The 19,529-nt window shown below is 66.3% G+C and carries 20 protein-coding genes; 16 read left to right on the forward strand and 4 right to left on the reverse strand.

What is annotated here, in order from left to right:
* Positions 1–26 precede the first annotated feature (26 nt).
* On the reverse strand, positions 27–803 hold the full coding sequence (locus DGN21_RS01070; RefSeq protein WP_241235229.1) for a uroporphyrinogen-III synthase: 777 nt from the start codon (positions 801–803) through the stop codon (positions 27–29).
* A gap of 212 nt (positions 804–1,015) precedes the next feature.
* Here DGN21_RS01070 and DGN21_RS01075 point away from each other — a divergent pair, with 212 nt between their 5' ends.
* The 6 genes from DGN21_RS01075 to DGN21_RS01100 all read left to right on the forward strand — a co-directional run bounded on the left by DGN21_RS01075 (position 1,016) and on the right by DGN21_RS01100 (position 5,066).
* The gene (locus tag DGN21_RS01075; protein WP_126965470.1) at positions 1,016–1,825 is read left to right on the forward strand and encodes a glycosyltransferase family 25 protein; all 810 of its coding nucleotides are present in this window, start codon (positions 1,016–1,018) and stop codon (positions 1,823–1,825) included.
* Positions 1,826–1,963: 138 nt separating this feature from the next.
* Complete coding sequence (locus DGN21_RS01080; protein ID WP_024940488.1) at positions 1,964–2,434, forward strand: YiiD C-terminal domain-containing protein; 471 nt, start codon at positions 1,964–1,966, stop codon at positions 2,432–2,434.
* Between the two features lie 28 nt (positions 2,435–2,462).
* Positions 2,463–2,885, forward strand: coding sequence for a hypothetical protein (locus DGN21_RS01085; protein ID WP_026064545.1), 423 nt, complete (start codon positions 2,463–2,465; stop codon positions 2,883–2,885).
* 76 nt (positions 2,886–2,961) lie between these two features.
* Entirely contained in the window at positions 2,962–3,399 is a 438-nt protein-coding gene (locus tag DGN21_RS01090) for a rhodanese-like domain-containing protein (RefSeq protein WP_016903395.1), read from the forward strand.
* A 110-nt stretch (positions 3,400–3,509) separates the two neighbouring features.
* The gene (gene secB / locus DGN21_RS01095; protein ID WP_016903394.1) at positions 3,510–4,025 is read left to right on the forward strand and encodes a protein-export chaperone SecB; all 516 of its coding nucleotides are present in this window, start codon (positions 3,510–3,512) and stop codon (positions 4,023–4,025) included.
* Positions 4,026–4,040: 15 nt separating this feature from the next.
* Complete coding sequence (locus DGN21_RS01100) at positions 4,041–5,066, forward strand: NAD(P)H-dependent glycerol-3-phosphate dehydrogenase (protein WP_026064544.1); 1,026 nt, start codon at positions 4,041–4,043, stop codon at positions 5,064–5,066.
* 272 nt (positions 5,067–5,338) lie between these two features.
* On the opposite strand, the gene DGN21_RS01105 is transcribed toward DGN21_RS01100, so the two are convergent.
* Positions 5,339–5,935 (reverse strand): diffusible signal factor-reguated Ax21 faimly virulence factor, encoded by a 597-nt coding sequence (locus tag DGN21_RS01105; RefSeq protein ID WP_016904049.1) that lies wholly within the window; start codon positions 5,933–5,935, stop codon positions 5,339–5,341.
* Positions 5,936–6,299: 364 nt separating this feature from the next.
* Between DGN21_RS01105 and poxB the strand changes: the two genes are divergently transcribed.
* From poxB to DGN21_RS01135, 6 genes are all read left to right on the forward strand, one after another.
* Complete coding sequence (poxB, locus tag DGN21_RS01110) at positions 6,300–8,009, forward strand: ubiquinone-dependent pyruvate dehydrogenase (RefSeq protein ID WP_180970360.1); 1,710 nt, start codon at positions 6,300–6,302, stop codon at positions 8,007–8,009.
* Between the two features lie 46 nt (positions 8,010–8,055).
* Entirely contained in the window at positions 8,056–9,498 is a 1,443-nt protein-coding gene (locus DGN21_RS01115; RefSeq protein WP_065033157.1) for a HAMP domain-containing sensor histidine kinase, read from the forward strand.
* The gene (locus DGN21_RS01120) at positions 9,483–10,835 is read left to right on the forward strand and encodes a sigma-54 dependent transcriptional regulator (RefSeq protein ID WP_126965469.1); all 1,353 of its coding nucleotides are present in this window, start codon (positions 9,483–9,485) and stop codon (positions 10,833–10,835) included. The genes DGN21_RS01115 and DGN21_RS01120 overlap by 16 nt, the downstream gene beginning before the upstream one ends.
* Positions 10,836–11,270: 435 nt before the next feature.
* Positions 11,271–12,068: a hypothetical protein gene (locus DGN21_RS01125; protein ID WP_046345324.1), complete on the forward strand. Its 798-nt coding sequence runs from the start codon at positions 11,271–11,273 to the stop codon at positions 12,066–12,068.
* 134 nt (positions 12,069–12,202) lie between these two features.
* Positions 12,203–12,823, forward strand: a complete 621-nt coding sequence (locus tag DGN21_RS01130; RefSeq protein ID WP_126965468.1) for a hypothetical protein — start codon at positions 12,203–12,205, stop codon at positions 12,821–12,823.
* A gap of 104 nt (positions 12,824–12,927) precedes the next feature.
* The gene (locus tag DGN21_RS01135) at positions 12,928–14,151 is read left to right on the forward strand and encodes an MFS transporter (RefSeq protein WP_126965467.1); all 1,224 of its coding nucleotides are present in this window, start codon (positions 12,928–12,930) and stop codon (positions 14,149–14,151) included.
* A gap of 160 nt (positions 14,152–14,311) precedes the next feature.
* Here the strand turns inward: DGN21_RS01135 and DGN21_RS01140 are convergent, their stop codons facing one another.
* A complete protein-coding gene (locus tag DGN21_RS01140; protein WP_039517704.1) occupies positions 14,312–14,788 on the reverse strand; it encodes a tRNA (cytidine(34)-2'-O)-methyltransferase in 477 nt (158 codons plus the stop codon).
* A 25-nt stretch (positions 14,789–14,813) separates the two neighbouring features.
* Positions 14,814–15,275, reverse strand: a complete 462-nt coding sequence (locus DGN21_RS01145) for a hypothetical protein (protein WP_054592048.1) — start codon at positions 15,273–15,275, stop codon at positions 14,814–14,816.
* A gap of 395 nt (positions 15,276–15,670) precedes the next feature.
* Here DGN21_RS01145 and DGN21_RS01150 point away from each other — a divergent pair, with 395 nt between their 5' ends.
* The 4 genes from DGN21_RS01150 to DGN21_RS01165 all read left to right on the forward strand — a co-directional run bounded on the left by DGN21_RS01150 (position 15,671) and on the right by DGN21_RS01165 (position 19,426).
* Positions 15,671–15,991 carry a DUF4156 domain-containing protein gene (locus tag DGN21_RS01150; protein WP_016903993.1) on the forward strand — a complete coding sequence of 107 codons (321 nt, stop codon included), beginning with the start codon at positions 15,671–15,673 and terminating at the stop codon, positions 15,989–15,991.
* A 101-nt stretch (positions 15,992–16,092) separates the two neighbouring features.
* Positions 16,093–17,109 (forward strand): 3-oxoacyl-ACP synthase III, encoded by a 1,017-nt coding sequence (locus tag DGN21_RS01155; RefSeq protein ID WP_016903994.1) that lies wholly within the window; start codon positions 16,093–16,095, stop codon positions 17,107–17,109.
* Between the two features lie 115 nt (positions 17,110–17,224).
* Positions 17,225–18,394, forward strand: coding sequence for a Fic family protein (locus DGN21_RS01160; RefSeq protein WP_215825083.1), 1,170 nt, complete (start codon positions 17,225–17,227; stop codon positions 18,392–18,394).
* Positions 18,395–18,523: 129 nt separating this feature from the next.
* Positions 18,524–19,426 (forward strand): alpha/beta fold hydrolase, encoded by a 903-nt coding sequence (locus DGN21_RS01165; protein WP_024939041.1) that lies wholly within the window; start codon positions 18,524–18,526, stop codon positions 19,424–19,426.
* Positions 19,427–19,529 lie beyond the last annotated feature (103 nt).

Raw genomic sequence — 19,529 nt, forward strand, 5'->3', positions numbered from 1 at the left:
CCGCAAGCCGTGCTTGAGTTCGAAGTTCAGCAAGATCGCGATGGTGTCACGATCGCGGCGGCGGCAGCGGCCAATTGCTCGGGCAAGGGACCCGCAGCGCGCACCGCATGCTGGAAGCCGGCGGCGTGTGCGGCTTGCAGCATGCGCTCGCTGGAGGCCACCAGCGGGCGTTGCCGTAAGGCGTCGATCAGCGGTCCGGGCAGTTGCTGCAGCACCAGCGTCAGCGCTTCGGCGCTGCTCAGCGCCAGCACGCTAGCGGGCAGCGCGTCCGCCAGGGCACGCACTGCCGATGCGCGCAGGTGCAGCGGCACGCGCTGATAGACATCGGCGCGCAGGATGCGGGCGCCCCGCTGCTCCAGGGCCGGCGCCAGCATGCCGCGCCCGCCCGGGGCGGTGACCAGCCCGACGGCCTGCAGCGGTTGCCGGAACAGCGGCAATGCGAGCAGGCCCTCGCTGTCCATGCGCTCCGGGCGTATCACCGTGTCGATGCCGCAGGCCTGCAGCGCACGCGCAGTGCCGTCTCCCACGCTCACCCACTGCGCCTGCGCCGGCCGCTGCAGCGGCGCCAGGCGATGCGCTGCGTGCACTGCGGCTGGGCTGGTGAACACCGCGATCGGCGCATGCAAGGCCTGCCGCAATGCAGCCCGTGCCTGCGGGGTGTCGTTGGTCTGCAGCCGCCACGGCGACAGCGCCAGCAGCCGTCCGCCGTGCCGCGCGGCGGCCCGCCGCAGTGGCGCGTGTTCACCGCTGGGCCGCAGTGAAATCAGGGTCCAGGCGTCGGCAGCTGGGGCGGGAGGTGTCATCCAGTGATTATGCGAGAGCCGTGCGTTATCGGGGGCGGGTGTCGCGCGCTGCGCTGGCGCTGGCGGCGATTCGATCCTCGCGCGCTGTCTGGCCTTTGCGTGCCTGCTCGACGCCATGCCTGCGTTTCTGCGGCCAGAACCTCGTCCCCGGGTCTGTGCCGATGACCGCTACCGCCCACGATCCGCCACGACGATCGAGCTGGAGTGGCGCCGTGATCAAGTCCTACCTCATCAACATGCAGCGCAGCGGCGAGCGCCTGCAGGCGATGTCGACGCGGTTCCAGGCACTGGGCCTGCCGTTCGAGCGGATTCCCGCAGTCGATGGCGCCACCCTGACGCCTGCGCAGATTGCCGACTTCGCACGCGAGCGGCCGCTGGAAGGCTCCGGGGATGCCTTCAGCACCGGCCCGCGCAAGTGGACCGCCTCCAACATCGGGTGCTTCCTGAGCCATCAGGCCGCGTGGCGCATCGCAGCCGACTCCGACGACGCCTACACCGCCATCTTCGAAGACGACATGCATCTGTCCGACGCGCTGCCGGCGCTGCTGCGCAGCAGCGAGTGGCTGCCGGGCGGCAACAGCATCGTGCGGCTGGAGCCGTCCTACAACCGCATCAAACTCGATGCCAAGGTTGCCGAAGTCGGTGGCCGGCAGCTGCGCCTGGTGCGTCCCTCGACCCACCAACACTGCTGGCCGGTCTGCGCCGGTGCGCTGATCCTCAGCCGCGATGCGGCGCGCCTGCTGCTGGCGGCCGAGGCACGCTGGCACACCATGGCCGACATTTTCCTGTTCGGCTGGAACGAATCGCCGGTCGCACAGCAGCTGTCCACCTATCAGCTGGCGCCGGCGGCCTGCATCCAGGACAAGTTCTTCCACGCCGCTCCGGAGCAGATCGTGTTCACCAGCACCATCGATGCGCCGTTGACGCACGTGCAGAGGCAGCGCAGCGCGCATTGGAAGGCCAAGGCCACCGCGTTGCTGCGGGTGGCGCAGGGTTATCGCAAGGTCGTGTTCGCGCCCTGAGCCGGGCGAGACCCAGGCGTGCGACGACGCGATGCCGTACGCGTTCACCATGCGGTACCGCATGTCATCCCAGTGCACAAGACGCTCGCGGAACATTGCGGCATGATGCCGCCCTTCGCCGTCTTTCAGCCTTCGCCGATGACTCCTTCGTGCACGCTCGCATCCGCCCTGCAGTCGCTGCAGCAACAGTTCGTCGCCATGCCGCCGGTCCTGTCGATGGGCATTGCCGTCGACGGCTTGCATGACGGCGCCTTGCGCTTGCGCGCGCCGCTGCAGGCCAACGTCAACGACAAGGCCAACGCGTTCGGCGGCAGCCTGGCTTCGTTGATGACGCTGGCCAGCTGGGGCTGGCTGACGCTGCAACTGCAACTGGCCGGGCACAGCGCCGATGTCTACGTGGCCGACAGCCAGCTGCGCTACGTCGCGCCGGTCTACGAGGACCTGGTGGCCAATGCCGAGCCGTCCGAACTCGGCAGCTGGGAGGCGTTCCTGGCCACCTTCCGGCAACGCGGCAAGGCGCGCATCGGCATGCGTGCGCAGATCGCGCTGGGATCCGGGGCGGCGGCGGCCACCCTGAGCGGGCGCTTCGTGGCGTTTCCAAAACGGTAGGATGCGCGCTGGACTTGGGGGAATGCGCATGCGTGCAGTGATCGGGGCAATGCTGTTGCTCGGGCTGGCGATGGTCAGCGGGGGGGCGTCTGCCGGCAGCCGTGCCCAGGCACGCGCGCTGGAAACTACCCAGGCCGCCTACACCGCCGCGGTGCGCTGGAGCGATTTCGATGCCGCGCAGGGCTTTGTCGAGCCGACCTATGCCCAGGCGCATCCGCTCAGCGATCTGGAACGCTCGCGCTACGAACAGGTGCAGATCTCCGGCTACCGCGAGCTGCGGGTGGGCGAGGATGGCAACGGCGACCTGCGCCGCGAGGTCGAGCTGCGGGTGATCAACCGCAATACCCAGGCCGAGCGGCTGGTGCGCAGCATCGAGCTGTGGCGCTGGGATGCCGAGCGCAAACGCTGGTGGCTGGCCAGCGGCCTGCCCGATCTGTGGCAGGGCCAGTAGCCCGTGCCACCGGCGCCTGGCCGTCGCACGCGCCAGCTGTGCGACAATTCCCGCCCGCTTGACTGACCCTGACCCCGTGAATTTCGAAGAGCTGCAGGCCTTTGTCGGCCGCAACCCCATGTTGTCACTGGCCCTGGTGGGCCTGACCATCGCCCTGATCGTCACCGAGGTCGCGCGCCTGTTCCGTGGGTATCGCGCACTCAAGCCGGCCGAGCTGACCCGTTTGATCAACAGCGAGAACGCGTTGGTGATCGACCTGTCGCCGACCGCCGATTTCGAAAAAGGCCATATCGCCGGCAGCCGCAACGTGGCGCTGGCCAAGTTCGACCCGGCCGGCAAGCTCCTCGCCAACGCCAAGTCCTCGCCCGTGGTGGTGGTGTGCCGCAATGGCAATGCCTCCGCGGGCGCGGCCAAGACGCTGAAGAAAGCCGGTTTCGAGCAGGTCTACTGGCTCGATGGCGGCGTGGCCGCCTGGCAGATGGCCGAGCTGCCGCTGGTCAAGGGCCGCGCCTGACCCCACCTTGTGAGGCGCCGGGCAAGTCCCCATTGCTGGCGTGAGAGACTCGCACTTTCACGTCTGCATCATTCAACGCTGCATCCACCGAACCGTTTCTGGAGTTAGGAATGTCCGACGAAATCATCAACGGCGCGGTTGCGCCGGCCGACGCCGCTGCTGGCCCCGCTTTCACCATCGAGAAGATTTACGTCAAGGACGTTTCCTTCGAATCGCCGAACGCGCCGTCCGTCTTCAATGACGCCAACCAGCCCGAGCTGCAGCTGAACCTCAACCAGAAGGTGCAGCGCCTCAACGACAACGCCTTCGAAGTGGTGCTGGCCGTGACCCTGACCTGCACCGCCGGTGGCAAGACCGCCTACGTGGCCGAAGTGCAGCAGGCCGGCGTGTTCGGCCTGGTCGGCCTGGAGCCGCAGGCGATCGACGTGCTGCTCGGCACCCAGTGCCCGAACATCCTGTTCCCGTACGTGCGCACCCTGGTCAGCGACCTGATCCAGGCCGGCGGCTTCCCGCCGTTCTACCTGCAGCCGATCAACTTCGAAGCGCTGTATGCAGAAACCCTGCGCCAGCGTTCGCAGGGCGAAGGCACCTCGCTGGCCGATTCCGAGCCGGCTGGCAACGCCTAAGCCTTGCGTGCGCCGATGAGCGATTCGACGCAGAAGATCGCGGTTCTCGGCGCCGGCTCCTGGGGCACGGCCCTGGCCGCGCTGCTCGCCAGGCACGGTCACCCGACCGTGCTCTGGGGACGCGATGCGGCGATGGTGGATACCATCGACCGCACCCACGAAAACGCGCGTTATCTGCCGGGGATTGCACTGCCCGAGAGCCTGCGCGCGACCACCGACCTGCAACTGGCCATTGCCGATGCTGGCTGGATCCTGGTCGTGGTGCCCTCGCACGCATTCACCGAGACGATCCGGTTGATCGCCCCGTTGCGTCCGGCCGGTGCCGGCGTTGCGTGGGCGACCAAGGGCTTCGAGCCCGGTTCTGGGCGGTTCCTGCACGAAGTGGCGCGCGACATCCTCGGTCCCGGCGTTCCGCTGGCCGTGGTGACCGGGCCGTCCTTCGCCAAGGAAGTCACGCTCGGCCTGCCGACCGCCATCACCGTGCACGGCGACGATGCGGCGTTTGCGCAGGTCGTGGCCGATGCCATGCATGGCCCCACTTTCCGCGCCTATACGGGCGATGACATGGTGGGCGCCGAGCTCGGTGGTGCGATGAAGAACGTGCTGGCGGTGGCCACCGGCGTGGCCGATGGCATGCAGCTCGGCCTCAACGCCCGTGCCGGCCTGATCACGCGCGGCTTGAACGAGATGCTGCGTCTGGCGGCGGCGATCGGTGCACGGCCGGAGACGTTGATGGGCCTGGCGGGTCTGGGCGATCTGGTGCTCACCTGCACCGGCGATCTGTCGCGCAACCGACGGCTGGGGCTGGCCCTAGGGCGCGGACAGAGCCTGAACGATGCGATCCGCGAGATCGGCCAGGTGGTTGAATCGGTGCAGACCGCCGATGAAGTCATGCGTCAGGCCGAGCATCACGGCATCGAGCTGCCGATCTCCAACGCCGTGCGTGCGGTATTGCATGGCGAGATCACCCCGGAAGCAGGCTTGAAGGAATTGCTGGCACGCGAGCGCAAGCCCGAGTACCCGCAGACCTTGTTCACCTGATCGTGGCATCGCGCGTTGACGCGCTGCGCAGAAACAACAAAAAGCCCGGCATTGCCGGGCTTTTTGTTGGTGTCGATCGCAAAGGTTGGCGGCAAGCTGTAGCCGCTTGAGCGCGCTGGATCGTGCTTCTACAGCAGCCGCATTGCGCACATGCCGCTATAGCGCGATGTGCGCAGCGCCAGCCGATCGCCCAAAAGAAAGAAGCCCGGTCGGGGGACCGGGCTTCCAATGCAACGCGGGAGAGAGAGTCGCGTTGCAGTCAAACGTGCGGCTTACCAGCTGAAGCGCGGGCCGACCGACCATTCCTTATTGCCGTCGCCATCCATACGGATGTCGCCGTTGATGCCCCAGTTCTGGTTCAACTTGACCTGGGCGCCGAGGCGGCCGTAGAAGTTGTCGCCGATGTCGATGCCGCGCTTCTTGGAGAAGTCTTCGTAGCCAGCCAGGGCGTAGACTTCGAAGTGCTCGCCGAAGGCGTTACGCAGGCCGGCTTCAACGCTGTAACCGTCGAAGCTGATGTTCGGGGTGTCCAGGTCCAGCTTGCGGTAGGCAACGCGAGCAACGAAGTCGGTGCTGGTGGCGATTTCCTGGTTGTAACCCACGCCGACGCCCCACTGCTGGAAGTCGGAGTTGGAGCTTTCGAACACGTTGTCGTTGTCGTCAGCGTTCTGCTTGCTGTAATCGCCGAACACGTGGAAGTTCGGAGCGACGGCGTAGGACGCCTTCACGCCCCAACCATCAGCGTCGCGGCCTTCGGTCGGGGTGCGCACGTAGTCACCTTCGACGAAGTTGTAGGAGAGGTTTTCAGCAGCGGAGGCCGCAAACGGCAGGGCTGCGAGAAGGCCGAGGGCCAGCAGGGAATTCTTCATGATCGATACCTGTACTTATGGTTTGGGCCGGCGCTGAGGCGGATGCCGTTCGCTGCCGAGATGTAAATTCTCCGTTATTCGATGGAACGCGACATGAATTTTGGACTGACTGGTCCATGAATCATCGCGCCCAGTTCAGCTCCGCTTCCTTGTCATCAAATTGAAATGCGCGTAGCGCACGCGCAAAGCGTGATGCATTGGCGGTTACATCGCGTCGATGTGATGCGCATGTATAGAAGCGGCTGTTTTGCAGTGATTTTTACTGCGTTTGCAGCGTGCAAGCACATTGCGCTGACACTGTGACTGGGAGCATGCAAGGCTTGTCGAACAAGCGTGGAGCTGCATCGTGGCGAAGAAAAAGACGTTGGCGCGGTTTCTGGCCGAGACGCTGCAGAGCGCGGGGGTGGAGCGGATCTGGGGGTTGACCGGCGACAGCCTCAACGGCCTGACCGATGCCTTGCGCGAGATGCAGACGATCGAATGGATGCACGTGCGCCACGAAGAGGTGGCTGCGTTCGCTGCCGGCGCCGAGGCGGCGGTGACCGGCAAGCTGGCGGTGTGTGCGGGTAGCTGCGGGCCGGGCAACCTGCACTTGATCAACGGGCTGTTCGATTGTCATCGCAGCCGCCAGCCGGTGCTGGCGATCGCCGCGCATATTCCCTCGTCCGAGATCGGGCTGAACTATTTTCAGGAGACGCATCCGCAGGAACTGTTCCGCGAGTGCAGTCACTTTGTGGAATTGGTGACCAATCCGGCGCAGCTGCCGGAAGTGCTGCACCGCGCGATGCGTGCGGCCATCCTGCAGCAAGGCGTGGCGGTGGTGGTGATCCCCGGCGATATCGCACTGCTGGAAGTGGACAAGCACATCCCCACGGCGTGGCCGCAACTGCGCCAACCGCGCGTGCTGCCGGCTCCCGAAGATGTGCAGCAACTGGCCGCGCTGCTGCAGCAGAGCGAAGCGATCACGCTGTTGTGCGGCAGCGGTTGCGCGGGCGCACACGATGCGGTGGTGGCATTGGCCGACACCCTGGGCGCGCCGATCGTGCATGCCTTGCGGGGCAAGGAACACGTGGAGTGGGAGAACCCGTTCGATGTCGGCATGACCGGCCTGATCGGTTTCAGCTCCGGCTATCACGCGATGCTCAACTGCGACACCTTGATCATGCTGGGCACGGATTTCCCGTATCGGCAGTTCTACCCGAAGGACGCGACCATCGTGCAGGTGGACCGCGACCCGAGCGCGCTGGGGCGGCGTACGCCGTTGCAGCTGGGCATCGCAGCGGATGTGGGCGAAACCATCGCCGCCTTGCTGCCGCAGCTGCAGCGACGCGAGAAACGCGACTTCCTGGACAAGGCGCTGGCGCACTATCGCAAGGCGCGCGAGGGACTGGACGATCTGGCGGTGCCGGCCGATCCAGGCGAGCCGCTGCATCCGCAATTCGTGGCGCGCATGATCAGCCAGATCGCCGACCAGGATGCGGTATTCACCTGCGATGTCGGCACGCCAACGGTGTGGGCCGCGCGCTACCTGCGCATGAACGGACAACGCCGCTTGCTCGGTTCGTTCAACCACGGTTCGATGGCCAATGCAATGCCGCAGGCGCTGGGTGCGCAGTCGGCGTATCCGGGCCGTCAGGTAGTTGCGCTGTCAGGTGATGGCGGTTTTGCGATGCTGATGGGCGATTTCATCTCGCTGGCGCAGCTGCGCCTGCCGGTGAAGATCGTGGTGTTCAACAATGCCTCGCTGGGATTCGTGGCGATGGAAATGAAGGCCGCCGGCTATCTGGATACCGGCACCGAGTTGCGCAATCCGGACTTCGCAGCGATGAGCAATGCGATGGGCATCCTGGGCATCCGGGTCGATGAGTCCGCGCAACTGGAGCGGGCGTTGCGGCAGGCCTTCGCGCACTCTGGTCCGGCGCTGGTGGATGTGCGCATCGCCACGCAGGAACTGGCGGTGCCGCCGGCAATCAAGCTGGAACAGGCCAAGGGCATGGGCCTGTATCTGCTCAAGGCAGTGATGAGCGGGCGCGGCGACGAGGTGATCGATCTGGTCAAGACCAACATGCGCTGACACAGTTACCGCGTTCTGAAACCGCACGTCTTTACCGGACCCTCGCATGCCTCGTTCGTTGTTGCGCCAGTTGCTGCTGATCTGGGTGGTGATCCTGGCTGCCTGCGTGGGCGTGGCCACGATGTTGTATGGCCTGTACCGACAGACCGAAGGCGTGCGACTGGACGATGCGCGCCAGCAATTGACCGCGCAATGCGCACGCATCGTGCAGCGCTACGCCGGCGCGAGCGAGGCGGCGCGCAGCGGCGACAACGGCGCCGGGTTGGCCGCGGTGGTGGTGCAACTGGTGCTGGCCGATGCGCCCGGTGTGGAGGGCGGGGTGTGGAACCTCGACAAGGGATTCGTTGCCTACGCCTATCCCACCTACGACGGCAGCGATCACAAGACCGATATCCCGGCCGCCGAGTGGACCACGATCGTCAGTACCGCGCGGCAGAGTGCGGTGGGCAACAAGGCCGTGGATTTTCGTCGCGACGGCAGCCGCGAAGTGGTGCTGATCAGCGCCTGCCCATTGGCCGCGGGAACCGCCGCTTGGACCATGTCGCGGGTGCCGGCCAGCACCTCCGATGCCTGGCGGCCACTGGCGATCGGCATGCTGCTGATCTTCGCCATGGTGGCAATGTCGGCGATTGCCCTGGGCGTGGTGGTGCGGCGCTGGAGTCAGCGCCTGCAGCGCATCCAGCAGGCGCTGGCCGCCGATACCGAACTTCCGCAGATTCCGGTCACCGGCGCACCCGAGCTGGACCGGCTGGGCGCTGCAGTCAGCGATTACGCACAGCGCAATGCGCAGGCCTTGGCGCAGACGCGGCGGCTGGCCGACGAGCTGGCACGGCACGAGCGGCTGGCCGCACTCGGGCGCCTGACCGCCACGGTGGCGCATGAGATTCGCAACCCCATCGCCACGATGCGCCTGGCCGTGGAGAACGAAATCGCCACGCGCCAGGGCACGCCGGACGATGCCGCGCACGCTGAGCTGATGCTGGGGCAGATCCGTCGCCTGGATGGGGTGGTCGAAAGCCTGCTCGGCATGGTGCAGCCGATCCGGCTGCAGCTGGAGACGGTGGTGGTGCAGGACTGGCTGGCGAGCTTGCTCGATCCTGCCGTGCTGCCGCCGGGCGCGCCGGCGCCACAGCTGCGCGTCCCGGACGCGCCGCTGCAGTGGATGCTCGATCCGCAGCAGCTCGGCCGTGCCGTACACAATCTGCTGCGCAACGCGCTCCAGCACGCCGATGCAGGCAGCGCGGTGACGCTGGAGGCCAGCGCCAGCGATGGGTTGCTGCAGCTACGGGTGAGCAATCGTGGCGCGGCCATCGCCGATGCCATCGCTTCGCAATTGTTCGAGCCGTTCGTCAGCGGTCGCGCCGACGGCAATGGCCTAGGGCTTGCGCTGGTGCGCGAGATCGCCCGTGCACATGGCGGGCAGGTGCGTTATGCACACGCCGACGGTATGACCCATTTCATTCTGGAGCTGCCATGGCGCGCATCCTGATCATCGACGACGATGCGGCGTTCCTGGCCACCTTGCAGGCAACGCTGCGCTCGCTCGGCCATACGGTGATCGCGGTCGACAACGGCGCCGATGGTTTGCTGCGCCTGAACGAGGGCGGCATCGAGCTGGCGTTCGTGGACTTCCGCATGCCCGGTATGGACGGCATCCAGGTGCTGCGTGCGCATGCGGACGATCCCCGCGCGCGCCAGGTGCCGCTGGTGATGCTCACCGCGTACGCCTCCAGCGGCAACACCATCGAGGCGATGACGCTGGGTGCATTCGATCACCTGGTCAAGCCAGTGGGGCGTGCCGATATCGTCGAGGTGGTGGAGCGTGCATTGGCGAGTCGCGCCGATGCCGACGCCGATGCCGATGCCGATGCCGCAGCGAGCGAACCACCCGACGACGACGACGGCCTGGTCGGCCACAGTCCGGCGATGCGTACCGTGCATAAACGCATCGGGCTGGCGGCAGCCTCCGATCTGCCGGTGTTGATCACCGGCGAAACCGGTACCGGCAAGGAGCTGGTCGCGCGCGCCCTGCATCGCGCCAGCGCACGCGCAAATGCGGCGTTCGTGGCAGTCAATTGTGCGGCGATCCCGTTGGAGTTGATGGAAAGCGAATTGTTCGGCCATCGCAAGGGCGCCTTTTCCGGGGCGACCAGCGACCGCATCGGCCTGATTCGCGAAGCCGATGGCGGCACGTTGTTCCTGGACGAGATCGGCGACATGCCGCTGCCGATGCAGGCCAAGTTGTTGCGCTTCCTGCAGGAGGGCGAAGTAACGCCGCTGGGCGGGCGCGGCGCGCAAAAAGTGGATGTGCGCGTGCTGGCAGCCACGCATCGCGATCTGGCGGCGTGGGTGGCGGCAGGACAGTTCCGCAGCGATCTGCGCTATCGCCTCAATGTGGTGCCGATCGAACTGCCGCCGCTGCGCGAACGCGGGCAGGACATCGTGCTGCTTGCGCAGTATTTTCTGCGCAGCGGCGAAGGCGCGGCGCGCGCGCTGTCGGCGGATGCGCAAGCGCGGCTGCTGGCCTACCCGTGGCCCGGTAACGTGCGCGAGCTACGTAACGTCATGCAACGCAGCCAGCTGCTGGTGCGCGGCCACAGCATCGTTGCCGCGGATCTGGACGACGCGCTCGAGTACGATGCCGAGCAGCCCACGACGACAGCGCCACCGGAAGGCACCTTGCCCGAGGCGGTGGCGCGGCTGGAAAAGCAGATGATCCAGGACGCCTTGGCGCACAGTGGCGGCAACCGCGCCGAAGCCGCGCGCCGGCTCGGCATTCATCGCCAGCTGCTGTACCGCAAGCTCGATGAGTACGGCCTGCAGTAGGCGCAGCGATCACCGGACGCGATGGTTGCAGGCTGCCGCCTCGGTCACGACGCAATACGCGCACAGCAGCACGTGCACCTGTTGTCATGCGCACCTGTTGGTTGCATGTCGCCGCTGCCACTCGCAGCATTGGCTACGGCCTTGCACCAGCAAACGGTGCAGCCGGAAAGCGCAGCACCACGCGTTCGAAATCCAGCCCGGACATCGGCACGCGCACGCCACCGTCGAGCGTGCCCGGCACGCTCTTGCCTTGCAGGGTCGAAACACAACCCGAGCTGCAACGTGTCTGCAAAGCGGACAGTGGTGGATGAAACGCAGACGACTGTCCGCGCGCGTGCAGACACAAAACCCTTATAAAACAACGGACTCGCTGTTGGCACGATTGCTGCTTTATCTCCAGGGCGAGCGGCGCTCCTGCCGCGTTGGAGACATCGCATGATTCGTCAGACCGCACTTGCTTTCGCACTGGCCTGCAGCGTGGCGACCGCTGCCGCGCAGGCTCCCACACCGCCGGCAGCACCGATGGCGCCGCGCGCGCCGGTCGGCACGCCACCGCCGGCTCCGCCGGTGCCGCCCGCACCGCCTGCGCCGTTGGCCGCCACCCCGGTGCGCATCACCGGCACGGTCGAGCGCTTCATGCTCAATCCCAATGGCGAGGTTGACGGCCTGTGGTTGCGCGATGGCACCCAGGTGGCATTTGCACCGCATCTGTCCGCACAGTTGCAGGCTGCGGTGCGCCGGGGCGATACGGTGAGCGTGCAGGGCTATCGCCTGGGCAGCCTGCCGGTGCTGCGCGCCAGCAGCATCCGCTCCAATCGTGGTGGGCGCGAAGTGGTCGACCAGCCGCCGACGGGCGCCATGCCGCCGGCGCCACCAGCACCTGCCGCGTTGACGCCGTTGCAGGCGGAAGGACGCATCGAGCGCTTGGTTTACGGCCCGGGTGGCGAGACCAATGGCGCGTTGCTGAGCGATGGCACGCTGGTGCGGATGCCGCCGCATCTGGCGCTTCAGTTCGGTGATCTGCTGCGGGCCGGCGCGCCATTGAGCGTGAGCGGCTTCGGGGTTGCCACCGCCAACGGCCGCGCCATCGAAGCCACCCAACTGGGCCGCGATCGCGCCTCGCAGCGTGCGCTGTTCAGCCCGCCGCGCCCGGACGGCCCGGTGCCGCCCGCACCACCGGCCCCGCCTGTCCCGCCGGCCGCACCGCCAGCGCCGGCTCCGGCGCCGCGTTGATCCAGGGCGCCGCCGCCCACGCGGCGGCGCTTACCCGTCGCGTTCCCCTCTACGCGCCTGTTCACCACGCCGCATGCGTGGCGACGGGCGCGGCTTGCCGGCATCGGCCGGTTCTCACTTCTCTGGAGTTTTTCATGCATTGGGTCGACCCTGATTTCCTTCCCGAAACCCGCGGCACGCTGGCGCGCTTTCTGCTCAATCCCAAGGCCGATATCGACGGCCTGCTGCTGACCGACGGCACCGAGGTGCACACGCCGCCGCACCTGTCCGCCGCCTTGCTCAAGGCGCTCAAGCCCGGCAGCACCTTGAGTGTGCGTGGCCTCAAGCCGCGCGATGTGGACATGCTGGTGGCCCTGGCGATTGATCCGGAGGGTGGCAAGCGTATCGTCGATGAGGGCCCGCACGGGCCGCATGCCAAGCCCAAGCCCAAACCGCCCGCCGGCAAGCCGCCCAAGCCGCAGCTCACCCAGCACAGCGGCACCATCGCGCGCCTGCTGCACGGCCCGCACGGGCAGGTGCATGGCGCGTTGCTGGACGACGAGGTCACGGTGCGGTTCCCACCGCATGCCGGAGAGGACTTCGCCAAGCAGCTGGTGGTCGGCAAGACGCTGGTGGCCGAAGGCGATACCAGGACGACCCCGCACGGGGTACTGATCCACGCGCATGCCCTGGGCGCCAAGGCCGCGTCGCTGAAGCAGATCGAGCATCCGCATGGTCCGGGTGCGCATAAGCCGAAGCCGAAGCCGAAGCACTAGCAGCCTGCAATGCGACTGCCGTGCTGGCGCCGTGCGACCGCGATTGGGTCGCACATGCCGCCCAGCATGCGCAGTCGCCTTTCATCGTTTCGTGGAGAGCGCCGATGCGCATGAGCACACCGCGTCCCCGTGGCAGCCGCGCACTGGAGGCGCTGCATTTCAGCGTGGCCGATGTGCAGGACGGGCTGGGGCCATTTCTCAGCGTGTTCCTGCAATCCAGGGGCTGGTCGGTGGCGGCGATCGGCACGGTGATGAGCGTGGGCGGCATCGCCGGCATGCTCGCCACCACCCCGGCCGGTGCACTGGTCGATAGCACCCGGCGCAAGCGCGCCGTGGTGGTGGTGGGCTGCCTGGCGATCCTGTTGGCCACGGCGCTGATCTGGCTGCATCCGACCTCCTCCGGTGTGGTCACCGCGCAGATCGTCTCGACGTTGGCGGCAGCCGGCATCGGCCCGGCACTCACCGGCATCACTTTGGGGCTGGTGCACGCGCGCGGATTCGATCATCAACTGGCGCGCAATCAGGTCGCCAACCACGCCGGCAACATGCTGGCTGCGGTACTGGCCGGCTGGCTGGGCTGGCGCTACGGGTTTGCGGCGGTGTTCGTGCTCACCGCCGCGTTCGGTGTGCTGGCGGTCGCGGCGGTGCTGCTGATTCCGTCTGCGGCCATCGACCATCGTGCCGCGCGCGGCCTGGGCCATGCCGACGGCGCGGACACCCTCAGCGGCTGGCGGGTGTTGCTGACCTGCCGGCCACTGGCCTTGCTGGCCATCACCCTGGGGCTGTTCCACCTGGGCAATGCGGCGATGCTGCCGCTCTACGGCATGGCCATCGTGGCCGCGCATGCGGGCGATGCGAGTGCGCTGACGGCGACCACCATCGTGGTCGCGCAGGCCACGATGGTGGTGGTGGCATTGCTGGCGATGCGCTGGATCCGCGTGCACGGGCATTGGTGGGTGCTGCTGGTGGCCTTCATGGCCTTGCCGCTGCGTGCATTGGTGGCAGCGTCGCTGATCCATGGCTGGGGCGTGTTTCCGGTGCAGATCCTCGACGGACTCGGCGCCGGCCTGCAGGCCGTGGTGGTGCCGGCACTGGTGGCGCGATTGCTGCAGGGCACCGGGCGCGTCAATGTCGGCCAGGGCGCGGTGATGACGGTGCAAGGTGTGGGCGCGGCGCTGAGCCCGGCCTTGGGCGGCTGGCTGGCGCACGCCTTCGGCTATCGCATCGCGTTTCTGGCGCTGGGCGCCATCGCCCTGCTGGCGGTGGCGCTCTGGGCAGGCTGCCGCGGCATGTTGCAGGCAGCGACCGATGCCCAGGCGATGCAATGAGGTCATGGCAGCGGCGCGGAGCAGCACGCAAACGGCAACGCCCGCGACTGGCATACGCGCGGAGCACGCGTTGAGTGACAGACCGGTACGGGAACCATGCTGCGCGCCGGGATCGGGGCGGACGGTGCCGCAGTCAGCCAGCCGTCTGCATCGCCACGGTTTATCGGCCGCCGCTGAAGTCCCACTGACGCCACGCTTCGAACACCATCACCGCAACGGTGTTGGACAGATTGAGGCTGCGGTTGTCCGGGCGCATCGGCAGGCGCAGCCGGTGCTGTGGCGGGATCGACTCCAGCACGTCGGCGGGCAAGCCGCGTGTTTCCGGACCAAACAGGAAGGCATCGCCATCGGCAAATTGCGGTGTGTCGTAACGCACGGTGCTGCGCGTACTCAGTGCAAACACGCGCTTGGGCGCGATCGCGGCCAGGGCGGTGGGCAGGTCGGCATGCACCTGCAGGCTTGCGTATTCGTGATAGTCCAGGCCGGCGCGTTTGAGCTGCTTGTCGCTGAGGTCGAAGCCGAGCGGCTCGATCAGGTGCAGGCGCGCGCCGGTGTTGGCGCACAGGCGAATTACATTGCCCGTATTGGGCGGAATTTCCGGCTGAAACAGGATGACATCGAGGACGGGGGCTGACATGCGCGCAGTGTAGCTGCGCGCGTGCTCAAAGGCTGATGGCGGCGTTGACCAGCGCTTCCAGTTCGACCGGCGACGGCTGCAGCTGCGGCACCGGCAGGTTGACGATGACCTGGCCCATCAGCGCGCCGATGGCGGCAGCGGCCTGGCCGGAGGTGCTCTGCGCGCTGGCAGCGGCGTTGCGGGTCACCAGGTCGGCGCGCTGGTCGGCGGACGGCCGCACCTGCACCGCAGCGAGGGTGAGGATGCGCGGGCCGGCCTGCTCGGCGGCGAGGGCGGCCAGCTGCTCGGCCGACGGACGCACCTGCACGGCGGCCAGGGTAGGGATGTCGCTGTTGCGCTCCAGTGCCTGCTGGGCGATCTGGTCGGCCGACGGGCGGACCTGCACGGTGTCCAGCGTGGTCAGGCTGGCGGCCTGGGCGAAACCGGCTAGGGCGGTACCGGCAAACAGGGCGGCGGAGAGGGCGATGCGCAGGGTCTGGGTCTTCATGGCGAGGTCTCTTGGTGTGGGCGATCAGTGGTGTGGTAGTAAGGTAGTACACCGTTCCGGTAAGTGCAATAACTTTCGCGGCGCAGTTTTACTTATTCAGCTGGCGGTCATTTTCATTGATCGAGGTCGCTTCCCGCTGCTTGCCCATGCCATGCAGCAAACCGCGTGCCAGTTCCAGTGGATTGTTTTTAAAAGGATTTATGCGCGGCAGCGGTGTCCGCGTCCGGACACCCGGACGCGGTTGCGGGCGCCGGACACCGGCCGAAGCGAGAGAACACGACGATCTGCTTGGTGTTCAGCGCGCTGAATGCGCGGCGTGCGGTCATGCAGCGCACGCCGATCGCCACCCGGCAACTGCGGCACAATCCGGCTTCGTCCTCAGGTGTCTAAGACTTATGCGCGTGCTGATGCTGTCTGTTCTGGTTGCCACCACTGCCACGGCCTGCACCTGGGTGCCGATCGAGCAAAGCGGCAAAGGCGTGCAGGTGCTGCCCGCAGGCCCTGTGCCAGCTGGCTGTCAGCAGCAGGGCGAGGTGGTGGTGTCGGTCAAGAGCAAGGTCGGCTTTTACAACCGCAACCCATTGCGGGTGCAGGAAGAACTGGAAACGCTGGCACGCAACGAGGCGCCGGGCGCCAATGCCAATACGGTCCAGGCGCAGGGCCAGCCGGCCGATGGCAGCCAGCGCTTCAACGCCTTCCGCTGCCCGCCGCGCTGAACCGTTGGGCTGGGGCGCGGCCGCTGCAATTGTAAAGATGCGGTAAAACCAGCCAGCGGCTAGACTAGCGCCCCCTCGCCTGACGCCATGGCGCTACTTCGATGCTCTTCCAGAATGTCTCCATCGCGGGACTGGCGCATATTGATGCGCCGCACACGCTGACTTCCAAGGAAATCAACGAGCGCCTGCAACCGACCTACGACCGCCTCGGGATCAGAACCGACGTGTTGGGCGACGTTGCCGGTATCCATGCACGGCGCTTGTGGGACCAGGATGTCCAGGCCTCGGACGCTGCCACCCAGGCTGCGCGCAAGGCGCTGCTCGACGCCGGCATCGGCATCGAGAAGATCGGCCTGCTGGTCAACACCTCGGTGAGCCGCGACTACCTGGAGCCGTCCACCGCCTCCATCGTGTCCGGCAACCTCGGGGTCGGCGACCACTGCGTCACCTTTGACGTCGCCAACGCCTGTCTTGCCTTCATCAACGGCATGGACATCGCCGCCCGCATGCTTGAGCGCGGCGAGATCGACTATGCGCTGGTCGTCGATGGCGAAACCGCCAACCTGGTGTACGAAAAGACCCTCGAGCGCATGACCTCGCCCGACGTCACCGAAGAAGAGTTCCGCAATGAACTCGCTGCGCTGACCTTGGGCTGCGGTGCCGCAGCGATGGTGATGGCGCGCACCGAGCTGGTGCCCGATGCCCCGCGCTACAAGGGTGGCGTGACCCGCTCGGCCACCGAATGGAACAAGCTGTGCCGCGGCAACCTGGACCGCATGGTCACCGACACCCGCCTGCTGCTGATCGAAGGCATCAAGCTGGCACAGAAGACCTTCCTGGCCGCCAAGCAGGCGATGGGCTGGGCAGTGGACGAGCTGGACCAGTTCGTCATCCACCAGGTCAGCCGCCCGCATACCGCCTCGTTCGTGAAGTCGTTCGGCATCGACCCGGCCAAGGTCATGACCATTTTCGGCGAACACGGCAACATCGGCCCGGCTTCAGTCCCGATCGTGCTGAGCAAGCTCAAGGAGCTCGGCCGCTTGAAGAAGGGCGACCGCATCGCGTTGATGGGAATTGGTTCTGGCCTGAACTGCTCGATGGCGGAAGTGGTCTGGTAATGCGTGTGATAGTGCCCGGCCGATGCTCTTGCACGCCGGGCAATATCGCTGCTTAAGTAAAAAAGTGGTATCTAAGTTTCCTTGCAGGAATAGTTGCGGTCTGTAAGGAAAGACGATGGCTCAGCGCATCACTGGACACTATGTTGCTGGCGCTCTCGCAGGGAGCCGTTACCAGGCGTTCGTCCCTGATCCGTTGCCGCCAGTGCCGGCACTGGATTTCGCACAGGCCGAACTGGTGGCGCGCAAAGAGCGCGCCGACCAGGCATTGGGGCGACTGGACGGCATCACGCTGATGCTGCCGGACCCGGAGCTGTTTCTTTATCAGTACATCCGCAAGGAAGCCTTGCTGTCGTCCCAGATCGAAGGAACCCAGTCATCGCTCTCGGACCTGTTGCTGTTCGAGATGGATGCGGCACCGGGCGTGCCTGTCGACGATGTCGAAGAAGTGTCCAACTATGTCGCGGCCCTCAACCATGGTTTGCGGCGCCTGCGCGAGGACGATTTCCCGCTGTCGCTGCGTTTGATCCGCGAGATGCATGCGCTATTGCTGCAGGGCGGGCGTGGAGCCGGCAAGCAGCCAGGTGAATTCCGCCGGAGTCAGGTGTGGGTAGGCGGGGCCTCGCCTGCACTTGCGCACTTTGTTCCGCCACCGCCAGATGCATTGCCCGACGCGCTGTCGGCACTCGAACAGTTTCTGCATACGCCGCAGGGGCAGATGCCGCCGTTGGTGAAGGCGGCGCTTGCCCACGTGCAGTTCGAAACCATCCATCCTTTCAGCGATGGCAATGGGCGCCTGGGACGGCTGTTGATTACCTTGATCCTGTGCAGCGAAGGCGTGCTGCGGGAGCCCAGCCTGTATCTGAGCCTGTATTTCAAGCGCCGTCGTGCCGATTACTACGATCGCCTCAATGCGGTGCGACTCAACGGTGACTGGGAAGGATGGCTGGGTTTCTTTCTGGATGGTGTGGCAGAGACCGCGCAACAAGCCGTCGACACCGCGCAGCGCCTGCTGGCACTGTTGGTACGTGATCGGGCCCGCATTGCGGCTTTGGGCCAGCGAGCAGGTAACGTCGGCCTGGTGTTTGAGCAGTTCGCGCGGCGCGTGGTATTGGCGGTGCCGCAGGTGGCGCCCGCCCTGTCGTTGAGTGCGCCCACCATCCGTGCCGCAGTACGCACCCTGCAGGAGCTGGAAATCGTCAACGAACTCACCGGCCAGCAGCGGCATCGTATTTTTGCCTATCACGCCTATCTCGACATCCTCAGCGAAGGAGCGCAGCCGCTGTGAGCGATGCGTTTGCGCACGGCTGTTGCCGACGATGCAGAGACATCCAGCGTATTTTCGATACTGTCGTGGCGATGTAGCTGGCGACTTGCCAGACACACCCAGTCCAAGCTTCAGCAAATAGAGAGATCCATGAACTACCCCGGCTATCCCTTCACTCCCCAGCGTCTTGAGGTGCGTCCCGGCATTGCGATGTCGTATCTGGACGAAGGTCCGCGCGATGGCGAGGTGGTCGTGATGCTGCACGGCAATCCGTCGTGGAGTTATCTGTGGCGGCACCTGGTGAGCGGCCTGTCGGATCGTTACCGCTGCATCGTGCCGGACCATATCGGCATGGGGCTGTCCGACAAGCCGGACGATGCGCCCGACGCGCAGCCGCGTTACGACTACACGCTGCAGTCGCGCGTGGATGATCTGGACACGTTGTTGCGGCATCTGGGCATCACCGGTCCGGTCACGCTGGCGGTGCACGACTGGGGCGGCATGATCGGGTTCGGCTGGGCGTTGTCGCACCATGCGCAGGTCAAGCGGCTGGTGATCACCAACACCGCTGCGTTCCCGTTGCCGCCGGAAAAACCGATGCCGTGGCAGATCGCAATGGGGCGGCATTGGGGACCGGGCGAGTGGTTCATTCGCACGTTCAATGCGTTTTCCTCCGGCGCGTCCTGGTTCGGGGTGTCGCGGCGGATGCCGGCGGAGGTGCGTCGCGCCTATGTGGCGCCCTACAACAATTGGCGCAATCGCATCTCCACCATTCGTTTCATGCAGGATATTCCGCTGTCGCCCGCCGACCAGGCCTGGTCACTGCTGGAGCGCTCGGCGCAGGCATTGCCGTCGTTCGCCGATCGCCCGGCGTTCATCGCCTGGGGCCTGCGCGATATCTGCTTCGACAAGCATTTCCTGGCCGGCTTCCGCAAGGCACTACCGAATGCCGAGGTCACCGCGTTCGACGATGCCAATCACTACGTGCTGGAAGACAAGCATGAAGTGCTGGTGCCGGCAATTCGTACATTTCTGGAGCGCCACCCGCTGTAAGCGCTGCTGGCATGGCCACGCAGGCGCTCGCTAGATGAGTGCCTGTTGCATGCAGAACGCGGATGCACGAACGATGGGATCGGCCATGCCGTCGTTCTGTTGG

The sequence above is a fragment of the Xanthomonas sp. MLO165 genome (assembly GCF_018831305.1).
Classification (GTDB): domain Bacteria; phylum Pseudomonadota; class Gammaproteobacteria; order Xanthomonadales; family Xanthomonadaceae; genus Xanthomonas; species Xanthomonas arboricola.